Consider the following 24,346-nt stretch of genomic DNA (forward strand, 5'->3'; position numbering starts at 1 on the left):
CATGTCCGAGCTCACGCTGCTGCTGATCCGGCTCGCCTTCCTGGCGGTGCTGTGGTTTTTCGTCATTGCCGCAGTCGGCGTGATCCGGACTGACTTGTTCGGTTCACGCACGGCTCCCGCGGGCCCGCGCAAAGCCGTGAAGCCCGCCAAACCGGTGGCCAAGCCCAAGAGCAAAAAGGGCGAGCCACGCCAGCTCATCGTTACCGGTGGCCCATTGCAGGGCACCACCATTAACCTCACGGAGACGCCCATCACCATTGGCCGGGCGAACGACGCCACGCTGGTAGTCAGCGACGACTACGCATCCAGCCGGCATGCCCGGCTCTTCCCTCAGGACGGTCAGTGGATCGTGGAAGATCTCGGTTCGACCAACGGCACGTATCTCGACCGCTCGAAAGTCACCCGTCCGACCCCGGTGCCGCTCGGTGTTCCGATCCGCGTCGGCAAGACAGTCATTGAATTGCGCAAATGACCATCGCACTCCGCTACGCCGCCCGCTCGGACGTCGGCCTCCTCCGCGAAGGGAACGAGGACTCGGCGTACGCTAGCGGCCGCCTGCTGGCCGTCGCCGACGGCATGGGCGGGCACGCACACGGCGAGGTGGCGAGCTCTGTCGCCATCGCCGCCATGGCCTCTCTGGAAGAGGCCCAACAGGGGGGTGACCTGCTCAACGCCATCGAGGCAGCGGTGCGCGACGCCAATCGCCGGCTGCACGAGATGGTCGGGCGGGATCCCAGCCTCAAAGGCATGGGCACGACGCTCACCGCCATGCTCTGGAACGGCACCCAGGTCGCCCTGGTGCACGTGGGCGACTCGCGCGCCTACCTCCTGAGACGCGGCGAGCTCTACCAGATCACCCATGACCACACCCTGGTGCAGCAGCTCGTCGACGACGGGCGCATCACGCCCGAAGAGGCGGCCACGCACCCCCAACGATCGATCCTGCTGCGCGCGCTCGACGGCAGCGGCGAGGTCGATCCCGACCTCACCCTGCGCGAGGCGCAGGTGGGCGACCGCTACCTGCTCTGTTCCGACGGCCTGTCGGGCGTGGTGAGCGCCGAGACGCTGCACGCCACGCTGACCAACATCGACGACCCCGAAGAGGTGGTCCGCCAGCTCATCGATCTGGCGAACCGGGGCGGCGGGCCCGACAACATCACGTGCGTGCTCGCCGACGTGCTGGAGATCAGCGACGGCCAGGAAGTTCCCGTGGAGGCGGCGGTCGTCGGCGCCGCGGGGATGACCAGGCTGCGAGGAGGCGCCCCGGAGACCCAGCCGGGGCGAGTGAGCGCGGTGACCGCACCCCAGCCGGCGATCGCCGACGGTGACGACTTCGATGAGCCGGTCGCGCAGGCGACCCGGCGGTCGGGGCGGCGCCGTCGTGTGTGGCCCGTGCTGGTCACCGTGCTCGGGGTGGGCGCCGTCGCCTTGGGCGCCGGTGGTTACCTCGGATGGCAGTGGACCCAGGACCAGTTCTTCGTCGGTGCCAGGGGCGACGAAGTGGTCATCTTCCAGGGGATCAAGCAGGAGGTGGGGCCGATCGAGTTCTTCCACGTGGAGAAGCGCACCGGCCGTCCGGTCTCCAAGCTGTCCCCGGCGGACCAGGCCCTGATCAAGAGCGGCATCCCCGTCACCGACGTCAACGAAGGCGTGACGAAGATAAACGGATTGAAGTTCTCCCAGGACGACAAGGGCGACACGGGCGACACGAGCTCCACCACGGCCACGTCCCCGACTCCCTCCGCCACCAAGACGAAATCGCAATAAATGGCAGAAATGCTCGCGACCCCCGTCCCGATGCCGGCCAAACGGCGGGTGGCCCAGCTGGTCCTGCTCGCCCTGGCGGTGCTGATCATCATGGGCGCCTACGCCAACGTCGGCCTGGCCGTCGACGGCAAGGTGCCGGCCGGCATGCTGGCCTACGGGCTGGGCCTGGGCGGCCTGATGCTGGCGGCCTACCTGGTGCTGGCCAAGTTCGCGCCATGGGCCGACCCGCTGATCCTGCCGCTGGTCACCCTGATCAACGGCCTCGGGCTGGTGATGATCTACCGGCTGGAGTCGGCCGACATGGGCGGCGCCTCCGCGGCCAACCAGATCATGTGGACCGGCGTCGGCGTCGTGATGTTCTCGATCACGTTGATCGTGCTGCGCGACCACCGCATGCTGCAACGCCTGACGTACACGGCGGGCGCGGTGGGCCTGGTGCTGCTGGCGATCCCGGCGCTGCTGCCCGGCTCGCTCAGCGAGGTCCAGGGCGCCAAGATCTGGATCCGCATCGGCGGCTTCTCCATCCAGCCGGGCGAGTTCGCCAAGCTGGCGCTGGTGGTCTTCTTCGCCGGTTACCTGGTGGCCAAGCGCGACGTGCTGGCGCTGGCCGGGCGGCGGCTGCTCTTCATCGACCTGCCGCGTGCCCGGGACCTCGGGCCGGTCCTGGTCACCTGGGGCCTCAGCCTGCTGGTGCTGGTCTTCGAGAAGGACCTGGGCACCTCGCTGCTGCTGTTCGGCACGTTCATCGCGATGCTCTACATCGCCACCCAGCGCACCTCGTGGGTGCTCATCGGCATCCTGCTGTTCGTCGGCGGCGCCTTCCTCGCCGGGCAGGTCTTCGACCACGTGGGCGCGCGTTTCGACGCCTGGCTCGACCCGAGCAACCCGGTCTACTACGGCACGGCTCCCGTCTGCCTGGAGGACCCGCCGGGCGACCCGATGTGCAGCAAGAGCTACCAGATCATGCAGGGGCTGTTCGGGTTCGGCGCGGGCGGCATCCTCGGCACCGGGCTCGGCCAGGGCCACCCCGACCTGATCCCGCTGAGCTTCTCCGACTTCATCTTCGCCGCGACCGGCGAGGAGCTCGGGCTGACCGGCCTGATGGCGCTGCTCATGCTCTACGCGCTGCTGGTCGAGCGCGGCCTGCGCACCTCGCTCGTGGCCCGCGACCCGTTCTCGAAGCTGCTGGCGGGCGGCCTGTCGTTCATCCTGGCCTGGCAGGTGTTCATCATCGTCGGCGGCGTGACGAACCTCATCCCGCTGACCGGCCTGGTCACCCCGTTCATGTCGCAGGGCGGCTCGGCGCTGCTGGCTAACTGGATCCTTATCGCGCTGCTGGTACGCATGTCAGACGCGGCGCGACGGCCCCCGCCCCAGGCGATCCAGAACGAAGGACTCACGCAGGTGTTCCAGCGATGAACAGCACTCTGAAGCGCGCGGCCGTGGCCTGCCTGGTCATGTTCGCGCTCCTGATGATCAACGTGAACATCCTCCAGGCGGTCCGGGCCGACGACTACCGCTCCAACCCGAGCAACCGTCGCAACTACTATGAGCGCTACGCCGTTGAACGCGGCCGCATCACCGCCGGCGGCAAGGTGATCGCCCAGTCGGTGGAGACCGACAGCAAGAACTTCAGGTTCATCAGGAAGTACACCGACGGGAAGCTCTACGCGCACGTCACGGGCTACTTCTCGCCCGAGAGCGCGAGCGCGATCGAGGGGGCCGAGAACAAGCTGCTCGACGGCTCCAGCGCCGACCTGCTGCTGCGGCGGAGCATCGACCTGTTCACGGGCGAGCCGACCAGGGGCGCGAACGTCGACCTCACGATCAACCCCAAGGCGCAGAAGGCGGCCTACGACGCCCTGCGCGCCAGCGGCAAGCGCGGCGCGCTGGTGGCGCTCGACCCGCGGACCGGCGGGATCCTGGCGATGGTGTCGCTGCCCACCTTCGACCCGGCGGAGCTGTCGGGCACCGACAAGGGCACGGTGTTCACCCGCTACAACGAGCTGGACAAGGACAAGAGCCAGCCGCTGCTCAACCGGGCCATCGCCCAGACGTACCCGCCGGGGTCGACGTTCAAGGTCGTGACGGCGGCGGCGTACCTGGAGGACGACTCCTCGCGCGGCGGCGACACCACGGTCGACGCGCCGCAGCGGCTGCCGCTGCCCAACACCAACATCAGCCTGCCCAACTACGGCGGCGCGGCCTGCGGCGCCGGCCAGGTGCCGCTCGTGTACGCGCTGGAGAAGTCCTGCAACACGCCGTTCGCCAAGATCGGCATGCAGCTGGGCTTCGACAAGCTCAACGAGCAGACCGAGAAGTTCGGCATGGGCAAGCAGATCGGCGTGCCGATGTCGGTGGCCCAGAGCGACTTCGGCAGCAAGTACGACGACGCCGCGCTCGCGATGGCCTCCATCGGCCAGCGCGACAACCGGATGACGCCGCTGCAGATGGCCATGATCGCGGCCGGCATCGCCAACGACGGCAAGGTGATGAAGCCGTACCTGGTGAACAAGATCACCGACTCCAAGAACGACGTCATGGAGGAGGCCAAGCCCGAGGAGCTGACCGAGGCGGTCAGCTCCGAGACGGCGAGCAAGCTGCGCGACATGATGGTCAGCGTGGTCAACAACGGCACGGCCAACCTCGCGCAGGTGCCGGGCGTCCAGGTGGGCGGCAAGACCGGCACCGCGGAGACCAGCAACGGCGCGCCGCCGCACGCCTGGTTCATCTCCTTCGCGCCCGCCGAGGACCCGAAGGTGGCGCTGGCGGTCATCGTCGAGTCGGGCGCGGCCAACGTCGGCGCGGAGGCCACGGGCGGCCACACCGCCGCCCCGATCGCAAAGGCTGTGCTGGAGGCGGTGCTGAACAAGTGAGTGACGGTAACGTGCTGGGTCATGCGGCTCCGTAACCGCTATCTTCTGCTCTCCCGCATCGCCACGGGCGGTATGGGAGAGGTGTGGCGCGCCCGTGACGAGCTTCTGGGCCGCGAGGTCGCGGTCAAGATCCTGCGCAGTCACATGCACGCCGACCCCACGTTCCGCGAGCGCTTCCGCAACGAGGCGCGGCTCACGGCCGCCCTGGCCGATCCAGGGGTGGCCCAGATCTTCGACTACGGCGAGCAGAGCGATCTGGCCTATCTCGTGATGGAGCTGGTGCACGGCGAGCCGCTGTCGGCCATCCTGGGGCGCAACGGCGCGCTCGGGCCCGAGGTGGCCCTCGACGTGGTGCACCAGACCGCCAAGGCGCTGCACGCGGCCCACTCCTCCGGGATCATCCACAGGGACGTCAAGCCCGGCAACCTGCTGGTCACCCGCGAGGGCACGATCAAGGTGACCGACTTCGGCATCGCCCGCGCCCTGGAGGCCGCGCCCGTCACGCAGACCGGCACCGTCCTCGGCACTGCCCAGTACGTCAGCCCCGAGCAGGCCCAGGGTTTCCCGCTCACACCCGCGACCGACCTGTACTCGCTGGGCGTGGTGGCCTACGAGTGCCTGGCGGGCCACACGCCGTTCCGGGCCGACAGCCAGGTGGCGATCGCGCTGCTGCACCTCAACGAGCAGCCGCCGCCGCTCGGCGCGGACGTGCCCGTCCCGGTGCGCGACCTGGTCATGACGCTGCTGTCCAAGGAGCCGGGGATGCGTCCGGCCTCGGCGCTGGAGGCGGCCGACCGGGCGTACGTGCTGCGGCAGTCGCTGGTCGAGGGCGTCGAGCAGGGCGCCGACCTGAGCATGTACACCGATCCGGCGGGTTTCCGGGTGCGCGAGCCGGCCACGGAGGACCAGCGGGCGACCGAGAGCCTCGCCCCGGCGACGACCGTCCAGAGCCCGCCCGACCCGCCGCCCCGCAGCCGCCGCGGCGCGCGGACGCTGGCGCTGGTCGCGACGGCCGGCTGCGTGGCCGCGGTGGGGCTGAGCGCGATCACGTTCGCCAACCGCGATACGACGCCGCCTCCCCTGCCGGAGATCGCCGAGCCCAGCCACTCCCCGATGCAGTCGCCTGAGCTGCTCAGGCCCACGCGGACGAAGAAGCACACGCGCCGCCCCCCGGCGGTTCCGGTGAAGTCGACGCGGCCGGTACCCTCGCGGTCGGCTACGGTAAGCAAGTCGGCTACTCCTACGAAGAAGCCGACACCGAAGCCAACCCCGACCACCCGTACCCCGACTCCCACCCCCACCACCCCAACGCCCAGCAGGACACCGACAACTCCGACACCAACCGCTTCGCCGGACCCGGGTGGCACAAACCCGCCGAAGGAGGAGACGTGATGCGCTACGGGGTCGATGATGGACACCGGCGGCCCCCCGAGCAGGCCGGTACCCAAGATGAACGGTAAGGGACAGTGCAGGAAATGACTCAGCCTCGGCTACTCGGAGGTCGTTACGAGCTCGACGGTGTCGTCGGGCGCGGCGGCATGGCCGAGGTGTATCGCGCCCGAGACATCCGGCTGGACCGCATAGTCGCGATCAAGACCCTCCGCTCCGACCTGGCGCGCGATCACACCTTCCAGGCCCGCTTCCGCCGCGAGGCGCAGTCGGCGGCCTCACTGAACCACCCCGCCGTCGTCGCTGTCTACGACACCGGCGAAGACGTCACCGACGGCACCCCGGTGCCCTACATCGTGATGGAGTACGTCGACGGCCGGACGCTGCGCGACCTGCTGCGCCAGGACCGCCGGCTGCTGCCCGAGCGGGCGGCCGAGCTGGTCGACGGCATCCTGCGCGCGCTCGACTACAGCCACCGCGGCGGCATCGTCCACCGTGACATCAAGCCGGCCAACGTGATGATCACGCGCGCCGGCGACGTCAAGGTGATGGACTTCGGCATCGCGCGCGCGATGGCCGACTCCGCCGCCACCATGACCCAGACGGCGCAGGTGATAGGGACCGCCCAGTACCTGTCGCCCGAGCAGGCCCGCGGCGAGCGGGTCGACGCCCGCAGCGACATCTACTCCACCGGCTGCGTGCTGTACGAGCTGCTCACCGGCCAGCCGCCGTTCACCGGCGACTCCCCCGTGGCGATCGCCTACCAGCACGTCCGCGAAGAGCCGATCCCGCCCTCGCAGATCGACCGCGAGATCCCGGCGTGGGCCGACGCGATCGTGCTCAAGGCCATGGCCAAGGACCCGGCCCACCGCTACCAGAACGCCGGCGAGATGCGGGCCGACATCCAGCGGGCCATGTCCGGCATGCCGGTCGACGCCCAGACGATGGCGATGACCGGGAACTTCAACCAGGGCACCCGCATGATGACCGCCACCCAGGCGGCCCAGGGCCCGGCCACGCAGCGCACCGGCGCGGTCCCGCCGTACGAGTACGGCGACGGCGACGGCACCCGCGTGGGGCGGCGCAGGGCCTCCGGCGGCGGTGGCGGCAACGCGGTCAAGACAGCGTTGTGGATCATCATCCCGCTGCTGATCATCGGCGCCTTCGTCACGGTCGGCTACCTGGTGTTCGGCACCAAGGCCGCGCCCACCGACGCCTCGGTCACCATCCCGGCCCTGGCCACGCAGAAGCTGGATTCCGCGCAGAAGGCGCTCATCGCCCTGGACCTGAAGCCCGAGGTGGTGCAGGAGGCCAGCGACGAGTTCGGCAAGGGCACGGTGATCCGGACCGAGCCGGCGGAGGGCGAGAAGGTCGAGAAGGGCGCCACGGTCAAGCTGGTCGTGTCCAAGGGCAAGGAGAAGGTCGCCGTACCCGACGGGCTCATCGGCATGGACACCCAGGAAGCGATGAAGGCCCTCGCCGACGTCGGTCTGAAGGGCGTGGTCAAGACCAAGCAGTCCGCCAAGCCCCAGGGCAAGGTCTTCGAGACCAAGCCGGCGGCCGGCACCGAGATCGAGAAGGACGCCAGCGTCACCCTCTACGTGCCGTTCGAGCTGACCGAGCTGCCCGACGTGACCGGCTACACCCAGCAGGACGCCATCGCCGCGCTCAAGGGCGCCGGTTTCAAGGTGAAGGTGTCGCCGCAGGCCGACAACCAGGCCGAGGGCACGGTCATCCAGCAGAACCCGGGCGCGGGCCAGAAGCTGCCGCCGAACACGACGATCACGATCGTGGTGTCCACCGGCCCCGAGACGGCTCCGCCGCCCACCAACGAGCAGCCGACCGAGCAACCGACCGACGACCAGACGGACGACTTCCCGTCCGACGAGCCGACCGAGGACAACCCGATCGGCGACGACGGCCTCAACGGCTGACCCGACCACCCAGGGCCGCCCTCCCCACACGGGAAGGGCGGCCCTCGGCGTTCCACCGCAGAACTTCCGGCCCGCCGACCACTACGCCTCGCGGAAGGGGGCGGGGGGCGAGTGCGCCGTGTTGTGGGAAGGGCCCGAGCTGGCGAGCGTCCCGCGTTGTGGGAAGAGCTGGGTGGCGGGTGTTCCGGTGCGCCGGGAGCCGGGGTTTACGGGGAGCGTGGAGAACGCCCCCGCCGCTCGGGGGCAACGGCGGGGGCGTTCATTTGGTAGTCGCTCTGTGCGAGCCGGGCGTTACACGATCCCGTGCAGCCAGTTCCCGAGCAGCCGGTGGCCGTGCTCGGACAGCACCGACTCCGGGTGGAACTGGATGCCCTCGATGGGCGCCCGGCGGTGGCGCAGGCCCATGATGACCCCGTCGTCGGTGCGGGCGGTCACGTCGAGGACCTCGGGGACGGTCTCCGGCAGCACGGCGAGCGAGTGGTAGCGGGTCATCGGCACCGGCGACGGCAGGCCCTCGAAGACCCCCTTGCCGTCGTGGTGCACGGCGCTGGTACGCCCGTGGACCAGCTCGGGCGCGCGGGCCACGGTGGCGCCGAAGGCGACCGCGATGGCCTGGTGGCCGAGGCAGACGCCGAGCAGGGGCGTGCCGCGCTCGGCCGCGCGCAGCACCAGGGGCACGCTCACGCCGGCCGCCTCCGGCGTGCCCGGCCCGGGGCTGACGAGCACGCCGTCGAAGGCGTCGCCGTCGCGCACGTCCACGACGTCACGCGGGCGCACGTCGCAGTCGGCGCCCAGCACGCGCAGATACTGGACGATCGTGTGGACGAAGCTGTCGTGGTTGTCCACGACCAGCACGCGGGTCATCTTCTTACGGTCACCTCGTCGAGCGTCACCGCCGGCTCCAGGAGCGGGAACACGGCATACCAGAGTACGACCCCCACGACCACGACCAGCAAGGCGGCCGCCAGCACCTTGCGACGGGGGTCGCCGGGCAGTTTGCGCCAGATCCAGCCGTACATGTCATTCCTTTCTGAGCTCGGTCTTCTTGAGCACGCCGTACACGATGAGGCGCTGGGCGGCGGAGTACTCGGGGTGGCAGGTGGAGAGGGTGATGTAGGCGCGGATGGGACGGATGTCGGGCTTGCCGGGGACGGGGGCGAGCACCTCCACCTCCGTGGGCTCCACGACGTCCTGGGACGTGACGCGGTAGGTGTAGCGGGCCTCGCGGGCGTCCACGATGATCTCGTCGCCGCGTTCGAGCTCGTCGAGCTCCTTGAACGGGGCCGCGTACGTGGTCCGGTGGCCCGAGACCACGAAGTTGCCGATCTGGCCGGGCATGGCGCTGTCGGGGTAGTGTCCCGGGCCCTTCTTCAGGTGCTCGGCGTCCACGCCCTCGACGATGGCGTACCGGTAGTCGCGGCCGAGCCGCGGGATGCTCAGCATGGCGACGGCCCTGCCGAGCTGGATCTTGTCGATGCGGCCGCGGTCGCGCTCCGCCTTCTCGGCGGCCAGCTCGCGCTGGAGCAGCAACTGCTGGCTCTTGGTGTAGGCGCCGGTGCCCCAGAGCAGGTAGGCGCAGAACAACATGAGGACCAGGCCGGCGGTGATGCTCAGCTCCCCCACGGCCCGGAAGATGGACCGCATGTCGTCAGCGTATTCATGACATCTCCCGACGTGGGGGATCGCCATGTCGTGCGCGTGGCGACTATCCTGGGGCACGCTTCAACTACGCTTAACGAAGAGCCTGTGGACGATCCGGAAGCCCAGGCCCTCAGCAGGAGTTACCCAGTGCCCAAGTCCAAGGCTCGCAAGAAGGCGGTTTACACCCCGCCGCAGAAGTCCCAGCAGGTCAGGGTCAGCCCGCGCTGGCTGGCGCCCACCATGGTGGTGTCCTGGATCATCGGCATCCTGTGGATCGCGATCTACTACGTCGCCCCGCAGGCGCCCTTCTTCAGCGACCTCCAGAACTGGAACCTGCTGATCGGGTTTGTCTTCATCATCTTCGGTGTGGTTCTTTCCACCCGCTGGCGTTAGTTCTTTCCACAGTCTTTTCCACAGCCTGGGGAAGTCAGATCGAGCTCAGGATCGCCGAGGTCCGGGCCATCACGAGCACGGCTAGCACGGCCAGCGCTCCCGCGATCGCCAGCACCTGCCACAGGGTCCGGTTGTTCTTGGGGGCGTAGGCCATCGCTCCCGCCAGCACCGAGCCGGTGATCAGGCCGCCGACGTGCCCGGTCCAGCTGATGCCGGGGAACACGAAGGTGATCACCAGGTTGATCACGATGAGCATGGCGATGCCGCGTACGTCCATGTTGAGCTTGCGGCCCACCACGAAGACGGCGCCGAAGAGGCCGAAGATGGCTCCGGACGCGCCCACGGTCGGCTGGCCGAGCGGGTCGAGCCAGAGGCTGAGCACGCTGCCGCCGACGGCGCTGACGAGGTAGAGGGCCGTGTACCGCACGTGCCCGAACGCGCGCTCCAGGTAGGGCCCGACGACGTAGAGCGCCCAGCAGTTGAACAGGATGTGGAAGACGCCGGCGTGCACGAACGCGGCGCTGACCAGCCGGTAGTAGTCGCCGAAGACCGCCACTCCGGCCGGCCACATCTGCAGCGCGCCGGTGACGGCGGGCACGAGGTATTGGGCGCCGAAGACGAGGACGTTGACGGCCAGGATGGCCCAGGTGACGTACGGCGTGCCGACGACCTGGCCGCCGAAGGTGGAGCGGGCCTGGCGGAAGCCCTGGTTGCCCTGGGCGACGCATTCGGGGCACTGGAAGCCCACGGCGGCGTCGCGCATGCAGTCGGGGCAGATGGGCCGGTCGCAGCGCTGGCAGCGGACCCAGGTCTCCCTGCCGGGATGCCGGTAGCACGTGGGGACCGCCTCGGCAGGCTGCTCGGGCTGCGAGGGCGGGCTGGGCGGCTGGCTGGTCATGTCCAGAGCCTATGACGTACCGGACGTAGCTGTGTGCCGTCGATCAGGGCTGCGACATGCCTGCCCGAAGGGGGCGGGACCCGTGGACGGCCCGCCCCCGTCAGGGATCGGCTCAGCCCTGTACGCGCTCGATGGTGACCGACTCCAGGACGACGTCCTGGACGGGACGGTCGCGCCGGTCGGTGTCGGTCTTGGCGATGGCGTCGACGACGTCCTGGCCCTCGACGACCTCACCGAAGATCGTGTGCTTGCCGTTGAGGTGCGGCGTGGGCACGACCGTGATGAAGAACTGCGAGCCGTTGGTGCCCTTGCCGAACCGGACGCCCGCGTTGGCCATGGCCAGCAGGTAGGGCCGGTTGAAGTAGAGGTCCGGGTGGATCTCGTCGTCGAACTCGTAGCCGGGGCCGCCGATGCCCTGGCCGAGCGGGTCTCCGCCCTGGATCATGAAACCGGAGATGACCCGGTGGAAGATGGTCCCGTCGTACAGACGGGCCGTGCTCTTCTCGCCCGACTCCGGATGCGTCCACTCGCGGGTGCCCTCGGCGAGCTCCACGAAGTTGCGGACGGTCTTCGGCGCCTGGTTCGGGAAAAGCTCGACCTTGATATCGCCGCGATTGGTCTTCAGATTTGCGATCAGCTTCTCAGCCACGAGACAGCTGCCCCCCTCTATGCACAGGGTTGTTTGTGATGTTCTGAGGAATATGGCCGTTCGGCCTCCTGAGCCATCCTCCCATGGACCGCCATGATTGAGCCGCCTTGTCCAGGGAAGGTCAAGCGCGGGGCCCCAACGACAGGGGAGGTTGTCGTGTCCCTGACACTGAAGAGACGCCGCGTGGTAATAGAGGTACCCGCCACGTGGATGGGCCGCATGAAGGCCCAGGCCGTCAAGACCGGCCATCGCATGGCGCCAATGGCGGACCAGGCCAAGGTGGCCACCGCACAGCGCATCGAAGACGCCCGTTACTGGGCGGCGCCAAGGCTCGACGCCGCGGCGCACGGGTTCGAGGATCAGGTCGCCCCCAAGGTCAGCAGGATGCTGTCGGCGGCGGCCAAGCGAATCGACCCGAAACCGTCCCGGTCACGGCGGTGGCCGACGATGGTGCTGCTGACCGGTCTTGCGGTCGGCGCGATCGGCTACATGGCCTACCGTCGCAACGCCCAGCAGTGGACCGAGCACATGAAGGACTCTGCCTCCGATGCATCACGCTGGGTCGGCGAGAAGGCGGACAGGACCGCGCATTCAGCGGACCGGATGGCGTCCAACGTGCAGAACAAGACGGACCAGGCATCGCACAACATGCCCTGATCCGGACCGGAAGCGCGCCTCCGCTCTCACGAGAGCGGGGGCGCGCTTCCGCGTTCCGGCCCGTTGACGGTTCACCAAGCGCTTGCTACAAAGCCGAGCATGGCGCTGTCACCGCTCGACGATCACCCCGTGCACCAGACCGCCCAGGTCATGCGGCACGTCGCCACCTCCGACCGCAACTTCTACGACCGCTACTACTTCAACTGCCACGCCGGCACCGACGAGCTCATGCTGATCGTCGGCCTCGGCCAGTACCCCAACCTCGGCGTCACCGACGCCTTCGCCCTCGTAAGGCACGGCGACCTGCACCGGGTCGTGCGGGCCTCGCGCGAGCTGGGCCCCGACCGGATGGACACCAGGATCGGCCCCTTCCGGGTCGAGGTGATCGAAGGGCTCAAACGGCTCCGCGTGATCCTGGAGCCGACCGAGCATGGCCTGTCCTTCGAGCTCGACTGGGAGGGGACGATCCCGGCGACCCTCGAACCCCGCCACTTCCTGCGATGGCAGGAACGGGTGATGTTCGACTCCATGCGGCTCGCCCAGACCGGCCGCTGGTCCGGCAGCATCACCGTCGGCGACCAGATGATCCTGGTCACCCCCGACCGCTGGCTCGGCACCAGGGACCGGTCATGGGGCGTGCGGCCGGTGGGCGAGCCCGAGCCGCCCGGCATCCAGGCGAACAACCCCGGCACGTTCTACTGGCTGTACACGCCGATGAAGTTCGACGACCACGCCATCCTGTGCATCATCCAGGAGGACCACCGTGGCCGGCGGCTGCTGGAGGAGGCCGTACGCGTCTGGACGGACGGGCGGGAGGAGGAGTACCTCGGCCGGCCGGACTATCGCCCGGTCTACGCCCCGGGCACCCGGGACGTCGTGGACGCCGTGATCGCCTTCTCGCCGCCGGGCGGCAGGCCGTTCGAGGTGCGCTGCACGCCGGTGCTGCCGGTGCACCTCATGGCCGGCACCGGATACGGGCTGGAGCCGGAGTGGAGGCACGGCATGTACCAGGGGCCGGGGCCGGTCGTGCAGGGGGTGACGTACCGGCTGCCCGACGACGCCGCCAGGATGTGGGGCCTGGTCGACGCCGTCGGCCGCTTCGAGTACGACGGGCTCGTCGGCCACGGCCTGTACGAGTACTGGGCGCTCGGCCCGCACCCGTCGTTCCCCGGGTGAAACTACTTGGCGGGCTCGGCGGGGGCACACACGATGTGGACGACCTTGCTGGGGTCGTCCAGCTGCACGGCGCCCGGGGGAAGCTCGGTCGCGGGCAGCGCCGGAAGCATCCGCGCCGCCTCGCCTTCGGGAAGGGCGGTGGGCCCGGCCTCGGCATCGGTCAGGGGGGTCGCCGGGACGGCGGGCACGGCCTCGCCCTCGGGAACGGTGGCGCTCGGCGTGGTGGGCGCGGCCTCGGTGCCGGACTGAGGGGCGCTCGGGGCGGAAGGCGTGGTCGGTGCGGCCTCGGCGCCGGACTGAGGGGCGGTCGGGGCGGAAGGCGTGGTCGGCGCGGCCTCGGTGATCGTCCGGGGGCCGAGTTCGATCACGCGGCCCCGCTCGGCCTTGAGCTCCGGCGCGCCGTCCGCCCGTTCCCCCTTCTCGTCGCGCATGACGAACACGCGGGCCGCCGGGCCGTCGGCGAGCTTGACCTCCTTGCCGTCCGGCGTCCGGCAGAGCACAGCCGTGGTCGTGGCGGTGGTGGCGTCGGGTGCGGGGGTTCCGTCGGCCAGGGCGGAGCCGCCCAGGCCCGCGAGCGCGAGCACCCCCACCGTGCCGAGGACCGCGAGACGTCGCTTGAACATGCATTCTCCTCAGTGGAATCCATCCGAACGCCCCCGAGCGTGCTCGCCCGCACCTGAAGCGACCCTGAACGCGCCCGAAATGATCTTCAGGTTGGCTTTAGGTTCGCTCAGGCACTCTGGACGTCGTGCGAGTGCTGCTGGTGGAGGACGAGGAACGGCTGGCCGGCCTGATCAAGGGCGGGCTGGCGGGCGAGGGCTTCGCCGTGGACGTGGCCCACGACGGGCGCGACGGCCTGTGGATGGCGACCGAGAACGCCTACGACGTGATCGTCCTGGACGTGATGCTGCCCAGGATGAACGGCTACACGGTCTGCTCCCGGCTGCGCGAGGCGGGCGACTGGACCCCGATCATGATGCTCACCGCCAAGGACGGCGTCTACGACGAGGCCGAGTCGCTCGACAACGGCGCCGACGACTACCTGGCCAAGCCGTTCTCGTACGTGGTGCTGCTGGCCCGGCTGCGCGCCCTGGTGCGGCGCGGCGGGACCGAGCGGCCGGTGACGATCACGGTCGGCGACCTGGTGGTGGACCCGGCCGGCCTGCGCTGCCGCAGGGGCGGGGTGGAGGTCGGGCTGACGCCGAAGGAGTTCGCGGTGCTGCACGCGCTGGCCCGCCGCCCCGGCGAGGTGGTCTCCAAGAGCGAGCTGCTGGCCCAGGCGTGGGACTTCTCCTACGACGGCGACCCGAACATCGTCGAGGTCTACATCAGCGCCCTGCGCAGGAAGATCGACCTGCCGTTCGGCCGGACGACGCTGGTGACCGTCCGGGGAGCGGGTTACCGGTTGGAGGCGGCATGAAGGCGCTGCTCGGACGGCCGACGTGGGCGCGGGTGTCGGGCGGGCTGTCGTCGGTGCGGGTGCGGGCCACCGTCGCGGCGACGCTGGTGGTGGCCCTGGCGCTCGGCGTGGCGGCCCTGGTGCTGGTCATGGCGTTGCGCGGCACGCTGGAGGGCAACGCGGGCGAGGAGGCGGTCAGGCGCGCCGCGGCGGCGATGCCGTACGCGGAGACGGTGCCGATCATGCCGGAGGGGGCGACGCCGGCGGCCACGACGACCGCCGCCCAGATGAGCACGATCATGGTGGACGACCTGTCCGTGGTGCGGCTCGCCGATCCGGACCTCGTCCTGGCCGGCCGCGCCACCGGCTCGCCCGCCCTGTGGGCGCAGCCGGCCGACTACGCCGTCGCCGGTCTGCAGGTGAGCACGCCGACCGGCCCGGCCACGCTCTGGTCGCGGGTCTCCCTGGACGGCGTGCAGAAGGCCGTCCAGGCCCTGTACGGCGCGTTGCTGCCCGGCGTGCCCGCCCTGCTGCTCGTGGTGGCCGGGATGACCTGGTTCTCCGTGGGCCGCGCGCTGGCCCCCGTGGCCGCGATCAGGGCCAAGGTGGCCGACATCACGGCCCGCGACCTGCACCAGCGCGTGCCGGTGCCGGGCTCCAAGGACGAGATCGCGGCCCTGGCCACCACCGTGAACGGCACCCTCGACCGCCTGGAGACGGCCGTGGGCCGGCACAAGCGGTTCGTCGCCGACGCCGCGCACGAGCTGCGCAGCCCCATCGCCACCCTGCGGGCCCGGCTCGAACTGGCCGAGCAGAGCGAGCTCACCCGCGAGGCGCTGGCCGACGTCGAACGCCTGCAGTCGCTGGCCGCCGACCTGCTCATGCTGGCCAAGCTGGACGCCGGCGAGCCGCTGCGCACCGACGAGCTGGACCTGGGTCAGGTGGCGGCCGAGGAGTCGCTGCGCGCCAGGCGGCGGCCGGAGATCAGGGTCGAGCTGGACATCGAGCCGGACGTGGTGCTGCACGGCTCCCGCGCCCACCTCGACCGGCTGGTCACCAACCTGGCCGACAACGCCGTACGGCACGCCGCCTCGGCCGTACGCGTACGGGTGCGCGCCGAGGAGGGCCGGGCCGTGCTGGAGGTGCGCGACGACGGCCCGGGGATCCCGCCGGAGCACCGCGAGGCCGTCTTCGGCCGCTTCACCCGCCTGGACGAGGCACGGGCGAGGGACGCCGGCGGCGCCGGGCTCGGCCTGCCCATCGCCAGGGACATCGCCCACCTGCACGGCGGCACGCTCACGTACACGGACGCCGGTTTCGTGGCCCGGTTCCCCCTCGCGGAGGGGGCGCTCAGCCCCGTTTGACGGCCAGGGCGTAGTTCGTGCTGCGCTGGAAGATCTCGAAACCGGCGCGGGAGTAGACGCTGACGGCTCCCGTGGGGTTGTCGGCGTCGACGCCCAGCCCGGTCGTGTCGAACCCCTGCGCGAGGAAGGCGGCCAGGGCGTGCGCGATCAGCGCGCCGGCCACGCCCTTGCCGCGCCACTCCCGGAGCGTGCCGATGATCTGGATCCAGGCCCGGCGCTCGCCGGCCAGCGCGTTGTAGCCCTCGAAGGTGTGGGTGATGAGCGTGCCCACCGCCCGCCCCTCGTGCAGGGCCAGGAACGACGATTCGGGCAGGAAGTTCTGGGAGCCGACGATGTAGTCGCGCCAGCTCTCCGGGGTGTGCGGCACGCTGCCCCAGTGGTCGAGGAACGCCTCGTTGCGTACGCGGCGGGCGCCCTCGTCCAGTTCGGGCGACCAGGGGGCGACGGTCACCCCGGCGGGCGGCGCGACGGCCGGCAGGTCGCCCGACAGCGAGCGTCCCATGTGGGCGAACCAGCGGTTGGCGACGAAACCGGCGCCCTCGGCCAGCGCCTTCAGCCCGAGGTTGGTGTCGGGCACGTAGAGGTGGATCTCCGGCTGCACGCCGGGGAAGGCCCGCTCGCTCAGCCCCGGCGCCGCGGCCAGGCTCCAGTCGACGATCCGCCGCCCGAGCCCGCGCCTGCGGTGGGCGGGGTGCACGCCGCCCGACAGCCGCATGACGTGGGTGTCGGTGGCGGACTGCCGGGTCGGCAGGTAGCCGTAGGCGACGATCTCGCCGCCCTGCCTGGCCGCGAGCGTCCCCGCGGCCAGGTCGATCAGGCGGTGGCCGAGCTGCTCCCTGACGTCGTCGAGGTCGTGGACCTCGCCCGTGCGATCCTCGGCCTCGATCGCGGCCAGGAGTGCGGCGAGCGCCTCGGCGTCGTCAGGGGTCAGCGGTTCCCACACCAGGCTCATGGCCAGCAGCCTAGGACAGCCTGGCGGAGCACCCCAGTTCTTTCCCTATGCGGCCGATGCCTTCGGCGAAGTCCTTCCTCGTCCGCTGCGCGAACCCGATGAAGAACCGGTTGGCCAGGGGCACGCCCCAGCGTCCCCACTCGGCCACGTTGTAGACGCGGTGCTCCACGCGGGCGCCCTCGGGGTGCGGGAGCACGGTCCACTCGCCCCGGTACCACCAGCCGCCCTGGTAGGCGACGGTGTACCCGTCCTGCTCAACGGTCATCGGGTACGCGGGCAGCGAGCGCGTCAGGGACTGCCACACCTGCTCGACCGGGGCGCCGACCACCCCGGCCACCTCGGTGATCAGCCGTTTCCTCACGGCTTGCGCACCCGGCTGTTCTGGAAGGAGGCGAACCGCCAGCCTTCCGGCGTGCGCAGCGCGGTCAGCGTGACGACGGACTCCCTGCTCGGGTCGGGCACGCCGTTCACCGACGAGTTGCCGCCGACGATCACCAGCGCGACGTCGTCGGTCAGCGGCCTGACGAGCGGCGCGGGGCCGCCCTCGGCGAGCTTGATGGAGGTCTCGAACAGCGCGCGGTGGGTCTCCTCGATCGCCTTCCTGCCCTGCAGGTGCAGGCCGAAGAAGGTGATGTAGTCGGCGTCCTCGGTGAACAGGCCGGCGTAGGCGGCGGAGTCGCCGGCGTTCCAGGTCTCGGTCATCCGCTCCACCAGGCGGGTGATCTCTTCGGACATGGCACAGCTCCTTTCGTCGCGGCGCCTATCCTGGGAGTTGCGCGTCCGGGCAGGGCAGGCGCCGTGTTCGGATGGCCGGCCGCCGGGGTGTTGGCGCACCCCGGCGGCCCTTCTCTCACCCCTCGGTCGTGCTCGTCCAGGCGAGCTCGCCGTGGTCGAGCCGGTCGAGAAGTCTTCTGATCCAGGCGAGCTCGGCGGCGTGCAGCGCCTGCTCGCACTCGACCTCCAGCATGAGGATCTCGGGCAGGCCACTGTCGTGCATGGCCTTGATGTGTCCTTCCATCCCGGCGAGCGTGCCTTCGAGGGTGGCGGCGCGGGTGCGCAGCGCCCGCTGCGCCTCGGGCAGCGGCAGGCAGCCGATCAGCGAGATGGCCGCCACGAAGGCGCGCCGGTCGGGGTCGGGCTGCTCCAGCAGCCGCCGGAGCCGGGTGACCAGCTCCTCGCGGCCCTCGTCGGTGATCTCGTAGACCGTGCGCTCGGGCCGGCGGCCCTCGCGGCCGGTCGCGGCGGGGACGATCAGCTCGTCCCCGGCCAGCCGCTCGACCGCGTGGTAGAGGCTGCGCGGCAGGCCGGTGATGTAGTCCTTGTGCGTGTCGATGATGAAGCGGTGGAGCTCGTAGGGGTGGCTCGGCTGCACCGTGAGCAGGGCGAGCACGGTCAGGTCGACCAGGCTCTTGCGTTGTGCCATGTTGCCTCCCCCTATATTGCAGTTTGCAATATAGCTCACCTGTCGAGCTGGAGGAAGGCCCGCTCGATCGCCTGCCGCGACACCGCCTCCGGGTACGGGAACCGCGTGATCGAGTCGCGCAGCCCCTCCACGTGGGCCTTCGCGGCCAGCTCCGCCACCAGCGCCAGCTCGGCCTGCTGCTCCTGGACGAAGGCCCGGCCGACCACCGCGCCGTGCCCCGGCACGAACACCGGCTCGGGCAGCGCGTCGAGCATCGCGGCCGTCGTGTCGGGCCAGTCGAGCGGGTAGGAGTCGCCGAACGCCGGCGGCGCGCCCTCCTCGACCAGGTCACCGGCGAACACCACGCCGGCGTCCGGCACGTGCACGACGATGTCGTTGCTGCTGTGGCCGAGCCCGAAGTGCCGCAGGTGCACCATGCGTCCGCCGATGTCGAGGCTGGCCGAGGTGGTGAAGGTGTGGTCGGGCGGCACGATGGCGATCTCCTCCATCTCCGCTCGGCGGTCGGGCAGCCGTTCGATGACGTCCGCGCGGTGCCGCTCGCCGTAGACGTCGATCTCCTCGGCGCACCGGACGTGGCTCCAGATCTCGGCGGGACGGAAGAGCGCGTTGCCGAAGTAGTGGTCGAAATGCGAATGGCTGTTCACGACCGTCCACGGGTGGCCGGTGATCGTCCTGATCGCGTCGATCAGGTCGGCCGCCTCCCGGTGGGAGCTGCGGGTGTCGAGCACCAGGCAGTGCCCGTCGCCCACGATCAGGCCCGTGTTCAGGTCGAAGGACTCATGGCGGCGCACGTAGACCCGGTCGCCGACCTCCTGCCACTGCTCGTTCATGGCAACGAACCTTACTTTTCGGACTTCCCGCCGGTCATCCCTGAAGGTAGGCCAGCACGGCCAGGACCCGGCGGTGGCCGTCGGACTCGGGCGGCAGGTCGAGCTTGGTGAAGATGCCGGCGATGTGCTTGGCCACCGCGGCGTCGGTGACGACCAGCTCCCTGGCGATCGAGGCGTTCGCGCGGCCCTCGGCGATCAGGGCGAGCACCTGCTGCTCGCGCGGGGTGAGCCGGGCCAGCGGGTCGCGCCGCCGGCGCAGGAGCTGGCGCACCACCTCCGGGTCCACGACCGTGCCGCCCGCGGCCACCCGGTCGAGCGCGTCGACGAACTCGCGCACGTCGCCGATCCGGTCCTTCAGCAGGTAGCCGACGCCCGCGCCGTCGCCGGACTCCAGCAGCTCGGCCGCGTACGTCTGCTCGACGTACTGGCTGAGCACGAGGACGGCCAGCTCGGGGTGACGGCGGCGCAGGCCGAGCGCGGCGCGCAGGCCCTCGTCGGTGAAGTCCGGGGGCATGCGCACGTCGGTCACCACGGCGTCGGGGCGGTGCTCGGCGACCGCCGCGACCAGGGCTTCGGCGTCGCCGACCGAGGCCGCCACGGTGTGGCCGAACCGTTCGAGCAGCCCCACCAGCCCCTCGCGGAGCAGCACGGCATCCTCGGCGATCACGACGCGCACGGAATCTCCACTCGTACCAGGGTCGGGCCGCCCGGCGGGCTGGACACCGACAATCTTCCCGCCACCACGGCCAGCCTGTCGGCCAGGCCGGTCAGCCCGGTGCCCCTGGCCGGGTCCGCGCCGCCGACGCCGTCGTCGCGCACCTCGACGGCCAGCGTGCCGGCCGTCGTCCGGGCGGTGACCGTGGCCCTGGTGGCTCCGCTGTGCCTGGCCACGTTCGCCAGGGCCTCGCTGACCACGTAGTACGCGGTGACCTCGACGGGCGCGGGCAGCCGTCCCAGCTCGTCGGCGTCAACGTCCACGGGGACGGGCGAGCGTCCGGCCACGTCGCGGATCGCCGCGCCCAGCCCGCGGTCGGTGAGCACCTGCGAGTGCACGCCCCGGATCAGCTCGCGCAGCTCGGCCAGCGCCTGCCTGGCCTCGTCGTGCGCCACGTCGAGCAGCCGGGCCGTCGGCGAGTCGTCGGGCACGTCCAGCCGGGCGAGGCCGAGCGTCATCGACAGCGCGACCAGCCGCTGCTGCGCGCCGTCGTGCAGGTCCCGCTCGATCCTGCGGCGTTCGGTCTCGAACGCGTCCACCAGGCGCGCCCGGGACCGCACGACCTCGCCCAGCTCCGACCCGGCCGGCGCGAGCACCGCCCTGGCCATCGCGCCCCGCGCCCCGCCCCAGGCCGTGATCGTGTACGCCGCCACCGGCAGCAGCAGCACCCCCGCCACGCTCGCCACGGCGCCGAGGGCCGGCCCGGCCTCCGGCTGGACCACGGGCGACAGGATCAGCAGCACCGGCCCCCCGACGGTGAACCCCAGCATGACCAGGTCGATCCACCACATCGCGAACACCGTCATGACCGCGCCCCCGATCTCCCGCCGGCGCCGGTCGGGCACCGGCGGCAGCGGCACGGTGTCCACCAGGCGCAGCCGCACCCGTTCGAACCGCGCGATCAGCGGCACGACCAGCGCCAGCAGCACCGGCACGAGCAGCAGGCCGGCCGGCGGCCCGGCGAGCCCGACCGCGATGACCCCGAGGGCGACGGCCGCCCCCGGGACCACGCTGCCCACCAGGTACGCCACGCACCGCCACGGCCAGGCCGACCGGAGGAAGGCGGGCGGCCGCTGCGTGAGCGCTTCGAGCGCGGTCCTGTCTCCCACCCGGTGACCGTATCCGGGGCCGGGAAAGGCCCGCAGTAGTGCAGGGTCTACCGTCGGCGGCTCAGCCCGCCATCAGCGGCTCGGCGGCGGTACGCAGCTCGGCGCTGAACGGCGTGGGCCGGAAGGTCTGCGGATCGAGGTTGACGTTGACGCGGTAGCCCTCGGCGTGCACGACCGAGCGGTCCTGCGACAGGACGCGGAAGCCGTACACGCCGCTGGTGCGGCCCATGCGGTCGATCCAGAAGTCGACCTGCACCTCGCCCGCGCCCATGACCGGCGCGTTGTAGGTGATCTTGAACTCGCGGACGGCCAGGTAGAGGTCCTTGAACTTGGAGATCGCCGGGTCGAAGCTCCAGCCCCGCTCGGCCCAGTAGGCGGAGATCGCGCGCTCGACCAGCAGGGCGTAACGCGAGTTGTGCAGCAGGCCCATCGCGTCGAGGTCGTCGAAGTGCACCTGGGCGGGGCGGGTCTGGGTCACGCGGACTCCTTCAGTCGGTCGTGGACGGCTCGGCGGGCCCGCTCGTAGGCGGCCTCGCCCCTGCCGAGCAGGCGGGTGTGGGTGACCGCGGCCTCGCCGAGGGCGTCGATCTCGTACGCGAGCTGCGCCGGGTCGGTCTCCGGGGGCAGCTCCCCCAGCTCGACCGCCTCCCGGACCAGCCGCTCGATGAACCTCAGCCAGTCGGCCATCGACTCGGCCACCCGGTCCCTGACCGGGCCGGGACGGTCGTCGAACTCCACCCGCGCCGTGTAGAAGAAGCACCCGCCGGGCAGGACGCCTCTCTCGTAGAACCGCAGGCGGGCCTCGTGCAGGGCCAGGACGCGGGCCACGCCGGGAGGGGCCTTGAGCGCGGGCTTGACGATCTCGTCGGTCCATTGGCGGACGGCCCACTCGATGGTGTCGAGCTGAAGTTGCTCTTTATCCCTCCAGTGGGCGAAAAATCCGGATTTGCTGACTCCGGCGGCTTCTGCCAGCCGGCCGAGGGTCAGCCCGTCCAGACCGTGCACCGAGGCCAGTGACACGGCCTGCCCGAGGATCGCCTCACGGCTGCGCTGCCCGCGCGCCCGGCGACCGTCTTCCTTCACGTCGGCCATGCCGCCAGCATACATTAACGACCGATCGTTCAGATTGCTGGGTCAGATCCTTCCGGAGCGCACCCCGTCAGATCCTTCCGGAGCGCACCGCGACCGCGTCGAAGATCCGGACCGCCGCCGCGGCGTCCGCGTCCGCGAGCGGGCAGTCGAGCTGGGGATCGTTGCCGTCGAGCCCCGACTCCCGCTCGACGATCCGCGCCACCTGGTACATCAGGTCCACGACCCGGCCCGCGGCCTCACCGTGCCACCAGTAGGGCACGCTGATCCCCCAGCCGCCCGCCCAGTGGTCCACGGAGATGCCGGTGCCGTCGTGTTCGAGCTCCCAGTTGGGCGGGTCCTCGAAGACCGTCACGTCGCCGAGGAGCGCGCGGGCCTGGGTGACGACGTTGTTCCAGGCCACCAGGTCCGGCGGGCGCGGCTCGTCGTCCTCCGAGCCGAAGTACAGGTCGTAGCTCATGGTGGACGAAACTAGCGCCCACCCCTGACGAATCCACGCACAATACGCCGAACGACAACAACCAGCGCGAGCGCCACCCCGACCCCCACCACCACAGAACTCCCCCCACGGGCCGCCTGTGCGGCCACGGGCGCCGCCCCGCCGGCGGTGACCTCCGAGTAGACGTCGTCGATGATCAGGTTGAACCGGCGTTCCCTGCGCGACCCGGCGCTCGTCGTCCGCAGCGTCCGGGCCTGCCGCCAGAAGTCACGCCCGATCGGCCCGGCGAGCACGGTGGCGGCGATCTCCCGCAGGTGCGCCTCGGTGATCGAGCGCAGCTCCCACATCAGCAGCCAGTGGTTGAGGATCATGTTCACGTACAGGTGGGCCCGCTGGCCCTCCTCGTCGCCGGAGGCGAAGAACGCTCCCCAGCAGGCCCGGTAGAGCGGGTCGTCCATCGCCATCTTCATCAGGTCGCCGTGCAGCGTGCGCAGCGCCTGCTCCCTGGCGGACTTGGCCTCCCTGGCCTGGAGCACGAGCGAGAACGCCACGCCGATGAGCGCGAGGACGGCCAGGATGGCCGAGGCCGCGCCGTACGTCTGGCCGATGTCGCCGAGCACCGACCAGTCGCCGCGGCTGCGCCCCAGGGCGGCCAGGAAGAACGGCGAGGCGACGACCAGTCCGGCAGCGGCGACCACCGACAGCAGGAGCAGGATGGTCACCCAGTAGCGCCCGAACGACCGCCTGTTCACCGGGCTACAACGTGGCGGAGTGGCGCAGGGGCGGGGGGAGGACGTCGCGTTCGGCGGTCATGTACGGAATGAGCTCCACCCCCTGGCCGAAGAGCTTGTCCATGTCGTCTCCGCAGCTCTCGATCAACGACCGGTCGACGATCTTGCGCGCTCCGGTCAGTGTGCCGTCCTCGCTGTAGAGCACCTCGTACATGACCGCCGAGTCAAGGACGACCAGCTCAGGCAGCGGCCCGGGGAAGCCGAGCGCGGGCAGGCGGTCGGCTTCGAGCACGCGGATGTGCTCACCCGCCAGCGCCCGCAGACGGATGTAGTAGAGCTCCCACTGCAGGTAACGGCTGAAGGGCCGCTCGACGAGCCGGACGCGCCGCATCGCGAACTCCCCCGCCTCGCGCAGCGGCTGCTGGATCTCGTGGCGACGCTCGTCGATGAGCCTGATCGCCTCGCCCCAGTCGCCGGCGTCGAGGGCCAGCCAGCTCGGCTCGTCCGGCTCGCGGTAGCTCTGGCGGGTCTCCAGTTTCCAGAAGACACGTTCGAGCCCGCGGAAGTACGGCCAGAAATCGGAGAAATACTCATCTGGAGTGAGCAGCTGGGACTGCGCCGCAGCGACGTTTCTAAGCATCAGGGATATCCGGCTTGGCGGCTACGAGCATCTTGCGAGGAATGACGACCAGGCGTTCGTCTCGGGCAATACTAACCCCCGCGGGCAGGCGGCCACGATAACTCTCTGTGAGGTCGCGCCCGATCACCGCTATATCGCCGTTGGAAAGCTCCCAGATGTCAGGACATGAGGGACTTGCCGTGGTATCGCCGAGCTCAAGGGCCGACCTCCCCAGGCGTCGTCGCAGTTCGGCCGATGCGTCAGCTTCCCATGGACGCGCCACGGCAAAACCTCTT

The 24,346-nt window shown here is 70.6% G+C and carries 30 protein-coding genes; 11 read left to right on the forward strand and 19 right to left on the reverse strand.

Translation table 11 applies throughout. The features are described from left to right. Position 1: 1 nt before the first annotated feature. The 6 genes from AB0C33_RS22405 to pknB all read left to right on the forward strand — a co-directional run bounded on the left by AB0C33_RS22405 (position 2) and on the right by pknB (position 7,966). Positions 2-472, forward strand: a complete 471-nt coding sequence (locus tag AB0C33_RS22405) for an FHA domain-containing protein (RefSeq protein ID WP_357693136.1) — start codon at positions 2-4, stop codon at positions 470-472. Next, positions 469-1,767, forward strand: coding sequence for a Stp1/IreP family PP2C-type Ser/Thr phosphatase (locus tag AB0C33_RS22410; RefSeq protein WP_358291004.1), 1,299 nt, complete (start codon positions 469-471; stop codon positions 1,765-1,767). Before AB0C33_RS22405 ends, AB0C33_RS22410 begins: the two co-directional genes overlap by 4 nt. Next, complete coding sequence (locus tag AB0C33_RS22415) at positions 1,768-3,186, forward strand: FtsW/RodA/SpoVE family cell cycle protein (protein WP_358291006.1); 1,419 nt, start codon at positions 1,768-1,770, stop codon at positions 3,184-3,186. Next, a complete protein-coding gene (locus AB0C33_RS22420; protein ID WP_358291008.1) occupies positions 3,183-4,643 on the forward strand; it encodes a penicillin-binding protein 2 in 1,461 nt (486 codons plus the stop codon). Before AB0C33_RS22415 ends, AB0C33_RS22420 begins: the two co-directional genes overlap by 4 nt. A 21-nt stretch (positions 4,644-4,664) precedes the next feature. Next, on the forward strand, positions 4,665-6,035 hold the full coding sequence (locus tag AB0C33_RS22425; RefSeq protein WP_358291010.1) for a serine/threonine-protein kinase: 1,371 nt from the start codon (positions 4,665-4,667) through the stop codon (positions 6,033-6,035). A gap of 83 nt (positions 6,036-6,118) precedes the next feature. Beyond that, the gene (gene pknB, locus AB0C33_RS22430) at positions 6,119-7,966 is read left to right on the forward strand and encodes a Stk1 family PASTA domain-containing Ser/Thr kinase (RefSeq protein ID WP_358291012.1); all 1,848 of its coding nucleotides are present in this window, start codon (positions 6,119-6,121) and stop codon (positions 7,964-7,966) included. A gap of 291 nt (positions 7,967-8,257) precedes the next feature. Here the strand turns inward: pknB and AB0C33_RS22435 are convergent, their stop codons facing one another. Genes AB0C33_RS22435 through AB0C33_RS22445 form a run of 3 tightly spaced genes read right to left on the reverse strand, consistent with a single transcriptional unit; the run spans position 8,258 to position 9,610 of the window. Next, positions 8,258-8,830, reverse strand: a complete 573-nt coding sequence (locus AB0C33_RS22435) for a gamma-glutamyl-gamma-aminobutyrate hydrolase family protein (protein ID WP_358291014.1) — start codon at positions 8,828-8,830, stop codon at positions 8,258-8,260. Then, the gene (locus AB0C33_RS22440) at positions 8,827-8,985 is read right to left on the reverse strand and encodes a hypothetical protein (RefSeq protein ID WP_358291016.1); all 159 of its coding nucleotides are present in this window, start codon (positions 8,983-8,985) and stop codon (positions 8,827-8,829) included. Before AB0C33_RS22440 ends, AB0C33_RS22435 begins: the two co-directional genes overlap by 4 nt. A gap of 1 nt (position 8,986) precedes the next feature. After that, positions 8,987-9,610: a class E sortase gene (locus AB0C33_RS22445; RefSeq protein ID WP_358291018.1), complete on the reverse strand. Its 624-nt coding sequence runs from the start codon at positions 9,608-9,610 to the stop codon at positions 8,987-8,989. 144 nt (positions 9,611-9,754) lie between these two features. On the opposite strand from AB0C33_RS22445, the gene AB0C33_RS22450 reads away from it, so the two are divergent. Further along, positions 9,755-10,000: a cell division protein CrgA gene (locus AB0C33_RS22450; protein ID WP_358291020.1), complete on the forward strand. Its 246-nt coding sequence runs from the start codon at positions 9,755-9,757 to the stop codon at positions 9,998-10,000. Between the two features lie 34 nt (positions 10,001-10,034). Here AB0C33_RS22450 and AB0C33_RS22455 read toward each other — a convergent pair whose 3' ends face one another. Further along, the gene (locus AB0C33_RS22455) at positions 10,035-10,898 is read right to left on the reverse strand and encodes a rhomboid family intramembrane serine protease (protein ID WP_358291022.1); all 864 of its coding nucleotides are present in this window, start codon (positions 10,896-10,898) and stop codon (positions 10,035-10,037) included. Between the two features lie 112 nt (positions 10,899-11,010). After that, the gene (locus tag AB0C33_RS22460) at positions 11,011-11,547 is read right to left on the reverse strand and encodes a peptidylprolyl isomerase (protein ID WP_352363322.1); all 537 of its coding nucleotides are present in this window, start codon (positions 11,545-11,547) and stop codon (positions 11,011-11,013) included. 219 nt (positions 11,548-11,766) lie between these two features. On the opposite strand from AB0C33_RS22460, the gene AB0C33_RS22465 reads away from it, so the two are divergent. Continuing rightward, on the forward strand, positions 11,767-12,204 hold the full coding sequence (locus AB0C33_RS22465) for a hypothetical protein (protein ID WP_352363324.1): 438 nt from the start codon (positions 11,767-11,769) through the stop codon (positions 12,202-12,204). Between the two features lie 99 nt (positions 12,205-12,303). After that, positions 12,304-13,380: a hypothetical protein gene (locus tag AB0C33_RS22470; RefSeq protein WP_358291024.1), complete on the forward strand. Its 1,077-nt coding sequence runs from the start codon at positions 12,304-12,306 to the stop codon at positions 13,378-13,380. A 2-nt stretch (positions 13,381-13,382) separates the two neighbouring features. On the opposite strand, the gene AB0C33_RS22475 is transcribed toward AB0C33_RS22470, so the two are convergent. After that, positions 13,383-14,003: a hypothetical protein gene (locus AB0C33_RS22475; protein ID WP_358291026.1), complete on the reverse strand. Its 621-nt coding sequence runs from the start codon at positions 14,001-14,003 to the stop codon at positions 13,383-13,385. A gap of 125 nt (positions 14,004-14,128) precedes the next feature. On the opposite strand from AB0C33_RS22475, the gene AB0C33_RS22480 reads away from it, so the two are divergent. Both AB0C33_RS22480 and AB0C33_RS22485 read left to right on the forward strand, forming a co-directional pair. Then, positions 14,129-14,800 (forward strand): response regulator transcription factor, encoded by a 672-nt coding sequence (locus AB0C33_RS22480; RefSeq protein ID WP_352363329.1) that lies wholly within the window; start codon positions 14,129-14,131, stop codon positions 14,798-14,800. Further along, positions 14,797-16,143, forward strand: a complete 1,347-nt coding sequence (locus AB0C33_RS22485) for an ATP-binding protein (protein ID WP_358291028.1) — start codon at positions 14,797-14,799, stop codon at positions 16,141-16,143. Before AB0C33_RS22480 ends, AB0C33_RS22485 begins: the two co-directional genes overlap by 4 nt. Here AB0C33_RS22485 and AB0C33_RS22490 read toward each other — a convergent pair. The 13 genes from AB0C33_RS22490 to AB0C33_RS22550 all read right to left on the reverse strand — a co-directional run bounded on the left by AB0C33_RS22490 (position 16,130) and on the right by AB0C33_RS22550 (position 24,333). Next, positions 16,130-17,095, reverse strand: coding sequence for a GNAT family N-acetyltransferase (locus tag AB0C33_RS22490; protein WP_358291030.1), 966 nt, complete (start codon positions 17,093-17,095; stop codon positions 16,130-16,132). The genes AB0C33_RS22485 and AB0C33_RS22490 overlap by 14 nt on opposite strands. A 10-nt stretch (positions 17,096-17,105) precedes the next feature. Beyond that, positions 17,106-17,456, reverse strand: coding sequence for a hypothetical protein (locus tag AB0C33_RS22495; RefSeq protein ID WP_358291032.1), 351 nt, complete (start codon positions 17,454-17,456; stop codon positions 17,106-17,108). Then, positions 17,453-17,830 (reverse strand): SgcJ/EcaC family oxidoreductase, encoded by a 378-nt coding sequence (locus tag AB0C33_RS22500; protein ID WP_358291034.1) that lies wholly within the window; start codon positions 17,828-17,830, stop codon positions 17,453-17,455. The genes AB0C33_RS22495 and AB0C33_RS22500 overlap by 4 nt, the downstream gene beginning before the upstream one ends. Before the next feature lie 115 nt (positions 17,831-17,945). Continuing rightward, entirely contained in the window at positions 17,946-18,518 is a 573-nt protein-coding gene (locus AB0C33_RS22505; RefSeq protein ID WP_358291036.1) for a PadR family transcriptional regulator, read from the reverse strand. A 35-nt stretch (positions 18,519-18,553) separates the two neighbouring features. After that, entirely contained in the window at positions 18,554-19,348 is a 795-nt protein-coding gene (locus AB0C33_RS22510; protein WP_358291038.1) for an MBL fold metallo-hydrolase, read from the reverse strand. A gap of 34 nt (positions 19,349-19,382) precedes the next feature. Next, complete coding sequence (locus AB0C33_RS22515; protein WP_358291040.1) at positions 19,383-20,024, reverse strand: response regulator transcription factor; 642 nt, start codon at positions 20,022-20,024, stop codon at positions 19,383-19,385. After that, a complete protein-coding gene (locus AB0C33_RS22520) occupies positions 20,012-21,172 on the reverse strand; it encodes a histidine kinase (protein ID WP_358291042.1) in 1,161 nt (386 codons plus the stop codon). Before AB0C33_RS22520 ends, AB0C33_RS22515 begins: the two co-directional genes overlap by 13 nt. A 61-nt stretch (positions 21,173-21,233) precedes the next feature. Beyond that, the gene (locus AB0C33_RS22525; RefSeq protein ID WP_358291044.1) at positions 21,234-21,650 is read right to left on the reverse strand and encodes a thioesterase family protein; all 417 of its coding nucleotides are present in this window, start codon (positions 21,648-21,650) and stop codon (positions 21,234-21,236) included. After that, a complete protein-coding gene (locus AB0C33_RS22530; RefSeq protein WP_358291046.1) occupies positions 21,647-22,264 on the reverse strand; it encodes a TetR/AcrR family transcriptional regulator in 618 nt (205 codons plus the stop codon). The genes AB0C33_RS22525 and AB0C33_RS22530 overlap by 4 nt, the downstream gene beginning before the upstream one ends. 67 nt (positions 22,265-22,331) lie before the next feature. Next, positions 22,332-22,721, reverse strand: a complete 390-nt coding sequence (locus AB0C33_RS22535) for a hypothetical protein (RefSeq protein WP_358291048.1) — start codon at positions 22,719-22,721, stop codon at positions 22,332-22,334. Between the two features lie 11 nt (positions 22,722-22,732). Next, positions 22,733-23,452: a DUF6082 family protein gene (locus AB0C33_RS22540; protein ID WP_358291050.1), complete on the reverse strand. Its 720-nt coding sequence runs from the start codon at positions 23,450-23,452 to the stop codon at positions 22,733-22,735. A 4-nt stretch (positions 23,453-23,456) separates the two neighbouring features. Beyond that, positions 23,457-24,071 (reverse strand): DUF6879 family protein, encoded by a 615-nt coding sequence (locus AB0C33_RS22545; RefSeq protein WP_358291052.1) that lies wholly within the window; start codon positions 24,069-24,071, stop codon positions 23,457-23,459. Next, on the reverse strand, positions 24,064-24,333 hold the full coding sequence (locus AB0C33_RS22550; RefSeq protein WP_358291054.1) for a hypothetical protein: 270 nt from the start codon (positions 24,331-24,333) through the stop codon (positions 24,064-24,066). The genes AB0C33_RS22545 and AB0C33_RS22550 overlap by 8 nt, the downstream gene beginning before the upstream one ends. Positions 24,334-24,346 lie beyond the last annotated feature (13 nt).

It is taken from the genome of Nonomuraea sp. NPDC048881 (assembly GCF_040649795.1).
Taxonomy (GTDB): domain Bacteria; phylum Actinomycetota; class Actinomycetes; order Streptosporangiales; family Streptosporangiaceae; genus Nonomuraea.

Coding starts and splice junctions, on each gene's coding strand:
- AB0C33_RS22405 (WP_357693136.1), top strand. CDS start 2: ATGTCCGAGCTCACGCTGCTGCTGATCCGGCTCGCCTTCCTGGCGGTG.
- AB0C33_RS22410 (WP_358291004.1), top strand. CDS start 469: ATGACCATCGCACTCCGCTACGCCGCCCGCTCGGACGTCGGCCTCCTC.
- AB0C33_RS22415 (WP_358291006.1), top strand. CDS start 1,768: ATGGCAGAAATGCTCGCGACCCCCGTCCCGATGCCGGCCAAACGGCGG.
- AB0C33_RS22420 (WP_358291008.1), top strand. CDS start 3,183: ATGAACAGCACTCTGAAGCGCGCGGCCGTGGCCTGCCTGGTCATGTTC.
- AB0C33_RS22425 (WP_358291010.1), top strand. CDS start 4,665: ATGCGGCTCCGTAACCGCTATCTTCTGCTCTCCCGCATCGCCACGGGC.
- pknB (WP_358291012.1), top strand. CDS start 6,119: ATGACTCAGCCTCGGCTACTCGGAGGTCGTTACGAGCTCGACGGTGTC.
- AB0C33_RS22435 (WP_358291014.1), bottom strand. CDS start 8,830: ATGACCCGCGTGCTGGTCGTGGACAACCACGACAGCTTCGTCCACACG.
- AB0C33_RS22440 (WP_358291016.1), bottom strand. CDS start 8,985: ATGTACGGCTGGATCTGGCGCAAACTGCCCGGCGACCCCCGTCGCAAG.
- AB0C33_RS22445 (WP_358291018.1), bottom strand. CDS start 9,610: ATGCGGTCCATCTTCCGGGCCGTGGGGGAGCTGAGCATCACCGCCGGC.
- AB0C33_RS22455 (WP_358291022.1), bottom strand. CDS start 10,898: ATGACCAGCCAGCCGCCCAGCCCGCCCTCGCAGCCCGAGCAGCCTGCC.
- AB0C33_RS22465 (WP_352363324.1), top strand. CDS start 11,767: ATGAAGGCCCAGGCCGTCAAGACCGGCCATCGCATGGCGCCAATGGCG.
- AB0C33_RS22470 (WP_358291024.1), top strand. CDS start 12,304: ATGGCGCTGTCACCGCTCGACGATCACCCCGTGCACCAGACCGCCCAG.
- AB0C33_RS22475 (WP_358291026.1), bottom strand. CDS start 14,003: ATGTTCAAGCGACGTCTCGCGGTCCTCGGCACGGTGGGGGTGCTCGCG.
- AB0C33_RS22485 (WP_358291028.1), top strand. CDS start 14,797: ATGAAGGCGCTGCTCGGACGGCCGACGTGGGCGCGGGTGTCGGGCGGG.
- AB0C33_RS22490 (WP_358291030.1), bottom strand. CDS start 17,095: ATGAGCCTGGTGTGGGAACCGCTGACCCCTGACGACGCCGAGGCGCTC.
- AB0C33_RS22500 (WP_358291034.1), bottom strand. CDS start 17,830: ATGTCCGAAGAGATCACCCGCCTGGTGGAGCGGATGACCGAGACCTGG.
- AB0C33_RS22505 (WP_358291036.1), bottom strand. CDS start 18,518: ATGGCACAACGCAAGAGCCTGGTCGACCTGACCGTGCTCGCCCTGCTC.
- AB0C33_RS22510 (WP_358291038.1), bottom strand. CDS start 19,348: ATGAACGAGCAGTGGCAGGAGGTCGGCGACCGGGTCTACGTGCGCCGC.
- AB0C33_RS22530 (WP_358291046.1), bottom strand. CDS start 22,264: ATGGCCGACGTGAAGGAAGACGGTCGCCGGGCGCGCGGGCAGCGCAGC.
- AB0C33_RS22535 (WP_358291048.1), bottom strand. CDS start 22,721: ATGAGCTACGACCTGTACTTCGGCTCGGAGGACGACGAGCCGCGCCCG.
- AB0C33_RS22545 (WP_358291052.1), bottom strand. CDS start 24,071: ATGCTTAGAAACGTCGCTGCGGCGCAGTCCCAGCTGCTCACTCCAGAT.